Annotated in this window: 10 protein-coding genes; 4 read left to right on the top strand and 6 right to left on the bottom strand. The window is 68.0% G+C overall.

The features are described from left to right. Positions 1 to 11 precede the first annotated feature (11 nt). A complete protein-coding gene (locus PGN37_RS10455) occupies positions 12 to 908 on the bottom strand; it encodes a lytic transglycosylase domain-containing protein (RefSeq protein WP_335330960.1) in 897 nt (298 codons plus the stop codon). A 209-nt stretch (positions 909 to 1,117) separates the two neighbouring features. Between PGN37_RS10455 and treS the strand changes: the two genes are divergently transcribed. Further along, positions 1,118 to 3,334: a maltose alpha-D-glucosyltransferase gene (gene treS, locus PGN37_RS10460; protein WP_335330961.1), complete on the top strand. Its 2,217-nt coding sequence runs from the start codon at positions 1,118 to 1,120 to the stop codon at positions 3,332 to 3,334. A gap of 11 nt (positions 3,335 to 3,345) precedes the next feature. Here the strand turns inward: treS and PGN37_RS10465 are convergent, their stop codons facing one another. Continuing rightward, entirely contained in the window at positions 3,346 to 4,590 is a 1,245-nt protein-coding gene (locus PGN37_RS10465) for a sulfotransferase family protein (RefSeq protein WP_335330962.1), read from the bottom strand. A 31-nt stretch (positions 4,591 to 4,621) separates the two neighbouring features. Here PGN37_RS10465 and PGN37_RS10470 point away from each other — a divergent pair, with 31 nt between their 5' ends. Both PGN37_RS10470 and PGN37_RS10475 read left to right on the top strand, forming a co-directional pair. Next, entirely contained in the window at positions 4,622 to 5,197 is a 576-nt protein-coding gene (locus PGN37_RS10470) for a TetR/AcrR family transcriptional regulator (RefSeq protein WP_335330963.1), read from the top strand. Beyond that, on the top strand, positions 5,194 to 6,309 hold the full coding sequence (locus tag PGN37_RS10475) for a DUF1214 domain-containing protein (protein WP_335330964.1): 1,116 nt from the start codon (positions 5,194 to 5,196) through the stop codon (positions 6,307 to 6,309). The genes PGN37_RS10470 and PGN37_RS10475 overlap by 4 nt, the downstream gene beginning before the upstream one ends. Positions 6,310 to 6,315: 6 nt before the next feature. On the opposite strand, the gene PGN37_RS10480 is transcribed toward PGN37_RS10475, so the two are convergent. The 4 genes from PGN37_RS10480 to PGN37_RS10495 are packed head-to-tail and all read right to left on the bottom strand — an operon-like array spanning position 6,316 to position 9,343. Then, positions 6,316 to 6,765, bottom strand: coding sequence for a VOC family protein (locus PGN37_RS10480; RefSeq protein ID WP_335330965.1), 450 nt, complete (start codon positions 6,763 to 6,765; stop codon positions 6,316 to 6,318). A 45-nt stretch (positions 6,766 to 6,810) separates the two neighbouring features. Further along, positions 6,811 to 7,335: a nuclear transport factor 2 family protein gene (locus PGN37_RS10485; protein WP_335330977.1), complete on the bottom strand. Its 525-nt coding sequence runs from the start codon at positions 7,333 to 7,335 to the stop codon at positions 6,811 to 6,813. Between the two features lie 41 nt (positions 7,336 to 7,376). Beyond that, positions 7,377 to 8,177, bottom strand: a complete 801-nt coding sequence (locus PGN37_RS10490) for an aminoglycoside phosphotransferase family protein (protein ID WP_335330966.1) — start codon at positions 8,175 to 8,177, stop codon at positions 7,377 to 7,379. Continuing rightward, positions 8,177 to 9,343, bottom strand: coding sequence for an LLM class flavin-dependent oxidoreductase (locus PGN37_RS10495; protein ID WP_335330967.1), 1,167 nt, complete (start codon positions 9,341 to 9,343; stop codon positions 8,177 to 8,179). The genes PGN37_RS10490 and PGN37_RS10495 overlap by 1 nt, the downstream gene beginning before the upstream one ends. 106 nt (positions 9,344 to 9,449) lie before the next feature. Between PGN37_RS10495 and PGN37_RS10500 the strand changes: the two genes are divergently transcribed. Further along, a partial coding sequence (locus PGN37_RS10500) for an APC family permease (protein WP_335330968.1) occupies positions 9,450 to 10,197 on the top strand: 748 nt, incomplete at its 3' end.

Genomic DNA, 10,197 nt, shown 5'->3' on the forward strand with positions numbered 1-10,197 from the left:
GCTGACGAAAGTCAGCGTCTGGCAGGAGGTTTCGATGCGAGGTGGTCCTCGACCGGAACGGGTTCGGTGGCGGCGTAGTCGTCGGGCAGCAGCACGTCTCCGGCGGTGGTGTTGACGTAGACGCCCCAGTGGAAGTAGCCCCGAAGTCCCGCCGGGTCGGCGGCGATCACCGTCGCGTAGTCGTTGACCGCCCGCACGTACTGCTGCGAGTTGTTGTACCGGTACAGCGCGTAGTCGCGGTCGCGCGCGAAGCCGTTGGCGGCGAGGTAGCGACCCGCGGCCATGATCGCGTCACGCGGAGCATGGACGTCGCCGCCGGCCCCGTATGCCGCGAACGTCGACGGCATGAACTGCATCGGGCCCTGCGCGCCGGCCGTGCTGACCCCGGCCACCCGGCCGAACGCCGTCTCGACGAAGTTGACCGCCGCCAGCACATGCCAGTCGACTCCGAAGGCGGCCTCCGCCTCGCGGTAGTACCCCGTCAGCTCGTCGATGGGCCGCGGCTCGACGATCCGCCACGCCGGTAGGGTCGCGCGGGGCCGCGCCATGGCCCCGAGTTGACGGCGGGCGTCGATGTTGTGGTCATAGGAGCTCAGCAGCTCGGTCGGCACACGTGCACGCGCCGGGACGTCCCACTCGGGATGACGGGCGAGCAGGCGATAGGCGGCCTGCTGGCGACGGGCCGCCGCCACGACCAGCGCGTCGGACGACGCAGGGTCGCGCAGCGCCCGTTCGTCGGCGACGACGCCGTCGGCGAGACCGGCCGGCTCCGTCGCCAACACCCGGGGCGCCGGACCGGCGGACGGAGACGGCGGCGCTGATGGGCCCGCCGAAGACGGCCCCACCGCGGGCGGAGTCGGCGCGGGCGAGCAACCGGCCAGCGCACACACCGTGACGAGTACCGCCACGGCACGACCGCGGCACCGTGTTGGTCTCCTGGTTGTTCTCCTGCTCAGGGCGCGCTCCCTGTCTCTCGCGTCGAGTGGATCCCCGGCCGCCAGTATCGTCGTCACTGGCGATCGCGCCACAGAATGCGTCCGGCGGTTTCCGGCCACGGTGCGGTGGCAATACGGGCTGGAATGTTCGATCACGATCGCCACCGATGAGGAGGAGATGCATGTCGGAGTTGGAGGTCACCGACGAGGGACACGAGTCGGTCGAGCCCACCTACGCCGAGCACCTTCACCCGGCGCGCCCGCGTACGCTGCGGTTCCGGCCGCGGGTCAAGACGCCGTTCGTGCGCCGCTCGGTGGCCCAGGACGGTCCCGCCAACGGCACGAACCCCGCCTACGTGGAGTGGCTGCGTGCGCAGTCGATGCTGGCTGACGCCAACGAGATCAGCGCTCAGTTCTCGGGCCAGGGCTCGATGTGGCAGAACCCCTACGCCACGCCGAATCCCCGCGGTGCTGTCGACACCGCCTCGGTGTGGTTCACCGCCTACCCGCTGTCCCTGATCACCCGGCCCGACGAGTCCTTCCTCAAGGCCATGGCCAGCGAGGACATGTGGAAGGCGTTCGCCGAGATCGGCATCGAGGCCATCCACACCGGCCCGGTGAAGCGGGCCGGCGGCATCTCCGGTTGGCAGTACACCCCGAGCGTCGACGGGCACTTCGACCGCATCGGTACGCAGATCGACCCGGCGTTCGGCACCGAGGACGAATTCCGCCAGATGTGCGCGACGGCCGGCTGGTACGGCGGAACGATCATCGACGACATCGTCCCGGGCCATACCGGTAAGGGCGCCGACTTCCGGTTGGCCGAGATGAAGTACGCGGACTACCCGGGCGTCTACCACATGGTCGAAATCGATCCGCGCGACTGGCACGAGTTGCCCGACGTCCCCGCCGGCGCCGATTCAATCAACATCGACGCGGCCACCGAGGAGTGGCTCGACAAAGCCGGCTACATCATCGGACGGCTGCAGCGCGTCATCTTCTACGCCGAGGGCGTCAAGGAGACGAACTGGAGCGTGACCCGCGCGGTCACCGGTGTCGACGGAGTCGAACGGCGCTGGGTCTACCTGCATTACTTCAAGGACGGCCAGCCGTCCATCAACTGGCTGGACCCGTCCTTCGCGGGTATGCGACTCGTCATCGGCGATGCCCTGCATTCGCTCGCTGATCTGGGTACCGGTGCATTGCGTCTGGACGCCAACGGGTTCCTCGGTGTGGAAAAGGCAGCGGCGGAAGGCTCGTCGGCGTGGTCGGAGGGCCATCCGCTGTCCGAGGCGGCCAACCACCTGATCGCGAGCATGGTGCGCAAGGTCGGCGGATTCACCTTCCAGGAGCTGAATCTCACCATCGACGACATCCGCCAGATCGGCGAGGCGGGTGCCGATCTGTCCTATGACTTCATCAACCGGCCGGCCTATCAGCACGCGCTGGCCACCGGGGACACCGAATTCCTGCGGCTGACACTGCGCACCACACTGGAGCTCGGTGTCGATCCGGCGTCACTCGTGCATGCGTTGCAGAACCACGACGAGCTGACCTATGAGCTGCTGCACTGGGAGAACGGGCATCGCGACGATGTCTACACCTTCCGGGGCGAAGAGGTCACCGGTGAGCAGGTTGCCGCGACCGTGCGCAGCGACCTCGTCGAGAACCTGACCGGACCCGACGCGCCGTACAATCGGACCTTCACCACCAACGGAATCGCTTGCACGACAGCGACTGTCGTCTGCGCTTCGCTCGGAGTGAAGGATTTCGACGAGATCGGCGACATCGATCCGATCCGGCGCGCCCACCTGTTGCTCGCGATGTTCAACGCGTTGCAGCCGGGGGTGTTCGCGCTGTCGGGCTGGGATCTGGTCGGGATGCTGACGCTGCCGGTCTCCGACGTCGCCGAACTGGTCGCCGAAGGTGACACCCGCTGGATCAACCGGGGCGCGCACGACCTGATGGGCATCAACCCGCATGCGCGCCAATCGATCGCGGGCATGCCGGTAGGCCGCAACCTGTACGGTCCCATCCCGGCGCAGCTCGCCGATGAGACCAGCTTCATCCGCCAACTCCAGGCGATCCTGAAAGTTCGCTCGCACTACGGGATTGCGACCAGCCGCCAGCTCGACATCCCCGAGGTGTCGCACCGCGGCATGCTGGTGCTCGTCCACGAACTCGAGGGTGAGGGTCGCTTCCAGCTGACCGTGCTGAACTTCGCCCAGGAGCAGATCGCCGGCACCGTGCGCTCGGAGCATCTCCCGCCCGGTGCGGTGGTGTCGGACATGTTCAGCGGCAACGAGATCGCGACCGTCGACGATCTGCACAGCTTCGCCACCGAGATGCCGCCGCTGCACGGGATGTCGCTTCTGGTGGAGGCCCCCGAACCGGAATGAGCAGGGAGTGATCAGGTGAGGAAGCGCTCGGTGTAGCCGCTGAAACGTTCGGACAGCTCGTGTTCGTCGAGCCCGAACATCTCGGCTGTGCACGTCACCCGGCCGAACCGATTGCGTTGGTGGTCGGCCAGATAACGGTCGATGGCGCTGCGATTCTCATCGGTCATCGGTTCGCCGGCCAGCGCGTACACCCGCGCTGCGGTGCGTCGTTCGTCGGCCATGAAGGCGTCGAAACCGACGTCGGTCGACTGGTCGGGCCCGAGCACGTCGCGATCACGCACCAGCGCAGCGAGCATCCGCTCGAGACGATCGGTCCACGAGGCGGCGATGGCCCGCACCGGCGGTGCGGCGCTGTACATCCGGGACGTGTAGACCACCATCGCGACCATCGAGATCGCCACCGGGACGGGATCACGATGCGTGCACACCACCACGGCGCCGGGGAAGACGCGCTTCAGCACGGTCAGCTGCTCGAGGTGCTGCGGCGATTTCAGCAGCCAGCGGCGTCCGCCGCGGAGGAATTGCATGGCTTTCAGCTGGGTGCGCAGGTATTCGTAGTGCGGGCTCTGATCGTGAGCGAGGTAGTAGTCGCGCCAGGCCGGCACATGCGCGAGCGTCTCCATCAGCATCGTGGAGAAGTCGTTGGCCAGCAGCTGGATCTCCTCGTGTACGTGCTCACTGGTCATCTCGTGCATGGCCCGGAAGTGGGGGAGCAGCAGGTCCATCACCGACACCGCCATCTCCATGCGGGCCACCCGCGGGTCGGGCTCGGCGCCGATCTCCGCCGGCGCGGGAAACGGCTCGGCGCTCTCCCAGTAAGGCATCGTGCGGAACGTCGGTCCTGCGGCGAGCATGTTGTGCAGGTGTGTGGTTCCGGTGCGGGGAAGCCCGGCGATGACGACCGGCGGGGCCAACTCGATGTCGTGGATCTCGGGATGCCGACGCAGGAGGTCGGTGAGCAGCAGCCGGTTCTTCAACCACTGTGAGAGCTGGCTGAAGAAGTTGACCCGTCCACAGTCGTGCATGTCGTCGAGTCCCGCGAGCGCGCCGAGGTAGACGTCGAGGCGTTCCCGGTAGTCGTCGGCGCCGAAGTCGTCGAGACCGGTCGCGTCCCGCGCGGCCGCGTGCAGCGCGTCGGACGTGAGGGTGCAACCGTCGGCGAGCGAGGCGATCATGTCGCGAACCTGTTGTGCCTTAACGCTGTACCGCGGTGCGGCCAGATCGGTCAGCTCTATCGCCGAGGGTGTGGTGTGCATCACAACCAGTTATGTTACTCTGAGTCACGTAATGAAGACAGAGCTGGGCCGGCCCCGGAATCCGCGCATCGACGACGCCGTGCTGGCCGCCGCTGCCGAGATGATCGGCGAGGTGCCCTACGCCGAGCTGTCGGTCGGTGCCATCGCGCGGCGCGCCGGCACCAGCAAGCCCGCGATCTACCGGCGCTGGCCGAGCAAGGCGCACCTGGTGCACGAGGCGGTCTTCCCGATCGGCGAGGCGACCGAGATCCCCTCGACCGGCGCACTGGCCACCGACATCCGCGAGATGGTGCGCCGCGTCGCGGCCATTCTGACCGCCCCGCCGGCGCGGGCGGCCATCCCGGGACTGATCGCCGAGATGGCCGCTGACCCCACGCTGCACGCCGCGCTGCTGGAACGGTTCGGTGACGTGATCACCCGCGGGCTCGGCGATTTCCTTCGCGATGCCGTCCGGCGCGGCGAGGTCCGCCCGGACGTCGATGCGGCAGAGCTCGCCGAAGCCGTCGTCGGTATCACCATGCTCTCTCTGCTGACCCACCCGACCACACCCGATGACGGCTGGCTGGATCGCACCGCCACCCTGATCACGAGAGGAATCGCCACATGAGCGCCGAATCCACCACTGCCTGGCAAGAATTGGTCCAGACCCTCGGTGAGCTCGACCGTGGTTTCACCGGGGGTGACCGCGCCGTCGTCGACGACCGCCACCTCGCCGACGGCTACCGGATGCTGGCCACCACGCTCGGCGTCGCCTTCGACACGTACCTGTTCGCCGAGCGGAGCCGACCGCAGTTCGTGGAGCTCAACACGCCGTTCCGCCGAGACCGTCGCTGGGGAGGCGACAACACCGACGCGTGGTATCACCTGTGCCCGGTCGATGAGAACCGTCGCTACCGCATCAGCGGCAATCGCGGTGACAGCGTGTACTTTTCGGTGACCGCCTACAACGAGCCAGCGCCGGGTAGCTGGTCGGACCGCGTGGTCGGCATCGTCAACGATTCCGATCTCGAGGCCGACGGGCGGATGGACGCCGACGGCGAGTTCGCCTTCGAGATCGGACCGCTGCCCGAGATGGCGGTGCTGGTGACGCGGGACTACCAGGCCGATCCGTTGGCCGGGCGGCCGGTGCGCTGGCGCATCGAGGCTCTCGACGAACCGGATCCGATCCGGCACTCAGATGCCGAGACCGCGGCGTCGCTGCGCGCCTGCGCGGCCTGGCTGCGAACCATGTTCGCCATCATCCCGCTGACGGTGGGTGCCCGGGTCGACGATGTGCATGCGCTCGGCCACGAAACCGGCAATGTCGCCAACCAATTCGGTGAGCCGTATCAGGTTCCCGACGCGAACTTCGGGTGGTCGGCCCGCGACGCCTGCTATGCCTACGCGAGCTTCGTTCTCGACGACGACGAGGCGCTCGTCGTCACCCACCGCCCGCCCGCCTGCCGGTTCTGGAACCTCGTGGTGTGGAACCAATTCATGGGTGGCCACATCGTCACCGACGCCCGCGTCTCGATCAACGGCGCGACGGCCGTACCCAACAGCGACGGCTCCGTGACCGTCGTGATCTCGAAAGGCCAAGCAGCGCATCCGAATGCGATATCGACGGTGGACTACCCGCGCGGCAACCTCGCCTTCCGGTGGTTTCACGCCGACCAGGTGCCGGCGCGGCCGGATGTGGCGCTGGTGCAGCTCACCGACGCGCCGACGCAGGTGACCTGATGCCGCTCAGTCCAGCGGAGCGGTCAGCTCGATGTTGATGTCGTCGGGGTCCTGGAAGGACAGGATCGCGATGCCGGCGTCCTCGAGCACCGAGATCGCCCCGTGGGGGATTCCCGCGTCCGCCAGTGCGCTCTGGGCTGCCGCCAGTTCCGCGCGGCCGGCGACGGCAAAACTGACGTGATCCAGGCCCAGGTGTTCCGGATCGAAGCCACCGCTGCCGCCTGGCCGCAGCCCGAACAGGGTGCCCTGCGGCGTCTGGTAGACCGCTCCGCCGAAGAACCGCTCGGCTGATTGCGCGACACCCGGGTCGTCAGCCATGGAGGACGCGTCCACCACCAGCGGCCAGCCGAACACGGTGTCGTAGAACTTCTTGGAGCGCGCGATGTCGCTGACGGTGATACGGACATGCGCGAACCCTGAGCTGTCGACGAGAGCCATGTTTATGGTCGTACCCATCTCGAGACACCTCGCGGCAGTCAGCGAAGCGTAGTCACCGAATCGTCATCCGCCTCGTCCGAGGAGCGAGAAGAAGCTGTGTGAGGGGTCGTCGTCGCCCAGCGTGCCGATCGCGGTGTTCCGGGTGATGGGATGGCTGAGGTCGGTCTGCGAGGGATCGCTGATCCTGGCCCAATCGGTCACGATCATCCGGTGGATGAATCCCCAACGCCCGGCGTGCTTCTCGTACTTGTCGAGATAGCGGCCGCCGACGATGACGTCGACGTCGCGGTCGCCTGCTCCGACCGTGTGGACGGCCAGCATGTGCACCTCACCTTCGGCAGTACCCGCGAGGTCACCCTGGCCCACCATGAAGTTCACTGTGGTGACGTGGTGCTGCATGGCTTTCAGATATGGACGCGCGGCAGTGATCTGCGCGACGAGATCGGTGGCGGTGCCCGACGAGAAGCCGCCGTGCTGATCGCTCGCTCCATGGTGGTAGAGGCTGCGCAGCAGTTCCGCGTCACCGCGGTCCACCGCGCGGCAGTACCGGTGGACGAGCCGCTGCAGGGCGAACTCGTCGAGCATCATGGCCAGGTCGGGATCGCTCACAGAGAGACACCGTATGCCGGTCAGTCCTGCACCGCTTTGGCGATCGCCAGGTATCGCGTCACCTCATCCGGCAGCGTGGCGCGGGTGGCCGCACGCACCATGCGCACGATCACCCAGGCGCGGGCACGATCCTCGTCGAGTCCTGCGACGTCGACGAGCGTCCAGAAGCGCTGCCGGATGCCGTCGCGCACCCGGCCGGCGACCTCATCCCAGCGGGCACTCAACATCGGTGCCACCTCGTCGTTGCGGTCGCCGTTGACCGGTCGGGGATTCATCGCCAGCCATGGCGCGCGGTCCGCGGCGCGCACCGACGAGACGTGGAGATTGCCGTGCAACACCACCTCGGTGGCGTCGCCGTCGGCGAGCAGATCCCGGGCCAGGGACTGCGCCTGGTCGACCAGCCGGCGCGGTACGGCGGTGCCGGCATGCCCCGCATCGTCGAGCCAACGGCGCAATGTGTCTGCCGTGGAACGTAGTTGGGGCATCGCCGCGACGTGGAGCCGGGCGTAGAGGCCGGCCACCACCTCGCAGGCTTCGGTGTCGTCCAGCGTCTCCAGGGTGGCCGGGCCGGCGCGCTCGGTGAGCACGGCGTGGCGGTGCGGGTCGGCGCGCAGCAGTCGGACCGCACCGTCACCGGCCCATCGGCGCAGCACCAGGTGCTCGTCGGCGGACGCCGGCGACCCGATCTTGAGCAGGGCGGGCGCGCCGTCGGGGGTGCGCACCGGGAGGCTCAGCGAGTCGGCATCGTCCTCGGCCGGTCCGTCAGTACGCAGCCGCCACTCGTCGACCAGCTGTGCTGTCAGCTCAGCCCGATCGGGCACTACGGGGTGGCCGGAGAATGCTTGGCCTGCTGCTCGGCGGCGTGATCCTCGATGGCCTTGCCGATGGCATGCGCTGCGCGGTCGACGAATTCGCGCCCGCTCGCGGTCACCCACTCCTGCGATGCACGCGGCGGGGTGAGCTGACCGGTGAAATGGGGGATCACGTGCTGCGCGAACAGTTCGTAGCTGCGCAGCTTGGCCGCCGGTGGGGCCCAGTCGTGGTCGAACAGCAGGAACGCCCCGAACCCGCCGTCGCTGGCCTCGACGAGTTCCTCGATCTTGGCGATCGCGTCGTCCGGCGTGCCGATCACGGCGAAGCCCGACTCGTGATTGTTCGCGATGATCTCGGCGACGGTGTCGCCCTGCACCGGCCCGGCGGGCAGGATGTGGCTGAAATACCGTGAGAATTCGGCGATTCCGTAGGCGACGTCGCGCTCGGCCTTTTCGCGTGTCTCGGCCAGGTGCATGGGACCCACCAGGCGCCACTTCGACCGGTCCGCGACGTGCCCGTGCTCGAGTGCCACCTCCTCCCACGTCTTCCAGTGCTGGGCCAGCAGATCCATCCCCTGCCGGGCGGTCGCCGCGATCGACAGCATCCCGATGCCGTGTCTGCCCGCTCCGCGCGGACCGGTGGGGGAGAACGAGGCTGCGACCGCGACGTCGAAACACGGATCGCTGTAGGGCGCGAGTTGCAGGCGCGCGTCCTGCAACGTGAAGCCGGCGGTGTGCATCGTGACGGTCTCGCCACGCAGCAGCGCCATGATCGCCTCGAGGCACTGCTCCATCCGGGGGCGCTGTTCGTCGGCCGGGATGCCGAGCATGTGCGCGTCGGAGGTCAGCTGACCCGGCCCGCAGCCGAGCATCACCCGACCGCGGGTCAGGTGGTCGAGCAGCACCATGCGGTCGGCGAGCATCAGCGGGTGGTGGTAGGGCAGCGAGCTGACGCCGGTGCCCAGCTTGATGTGCTTCGTGCGCTCGGCGGCCACGCCGATCATGACCTCCGGCGAGGCGATGATCTCGAACCCCGCCGAATGGTGCTCCCCGATCCAGGCCTCGTGGAAGCCCAGGCGGTCCAGCGCGACGATCAGGTCGAGGTCGCGCTCGATCGCGAGCGTCGGATTCTGCCCGGTGGGGTGAAACGGTGCCATGAAGCTCCCGAAGCGCATCCGCCCATTCTGCGGTGTCGCTCGATTCCCCGGGCCTAGATGGCGACGCAGCGGGTACTGAGTCGGGCGGACCGGCGCGAACGCGCCTGCCAGGGGAGGACATCTGATGTCATCGGAGACCGACGCGACACCCGACGCCGGCGTCGCGACGACGAAACTGGCCCGTCGGATCACGGGTCCTCTGCTGTTCCTGTTCATCCTCGGCGACGTTCTCGGCGCAGGGATCTACGCGCTGATGGGTGTGCTGTCGCAGGAGGTCGGCGGTGTGCTGTGGGCGCCGCTGGTGATCGCGCTTGCGCTGGCGCTGCTGACTGCCGGGTCCTACGCCGAACTGGTCACCAAGTATCCCCGCGCTGGGGGAGCGTCGGTGTTCGCCGACCGGGCGTTCGGCAGACCCCTGCTGTCGTTCCTGGTCGGCTTCTCGATGCTCGCGGCCGGCGTGACCAGTGCCGCCGGGCTGGCGTTGGCGTTCTCGGGCGACTATCTCGCGACGTTCCTCGACGTGCCCGCCGTCCCCGCGGCATTGGTGTTCCTTCTGTTGGTCGCGTGCCTGAATGCGCGGGGCATCTCCGAATCCCTGAAGACCAACGTGGTGATGACGGTCGTCGAGCTGTCCGGCCTGCTGATCGTCATCGCGGTGGTGGCCGTGATGCTCGGCCGCGGCCAGGGCGACGTGGGTCGTGTGGTCGAGTTCCCGGACGGGTCGACGCCGGCGTTGGCGATTCTCGGCGGCGCGATCATCGCCTACTACTCGTTCGTCGGGTTCGAGACGTCGGCGAATGTCGTGGAGGAGATCAAGGATCCGAGCCGGGTGTATCCGCGGGCGCTGTTCGGTGCGCTGATCACCGCCGGGG

The sequence above is a fragment of the Mycobacterium kyogaense genome, assembly GCF_036946525.1.
GTDB classification, from domain to species: domain Bacteria; phylum Actinomycetota; class Actinomycetes; order Mycobacteriales; family Mycobacteriaceae; genus Mycobacterium; species Mycobacterium kyogaense_A.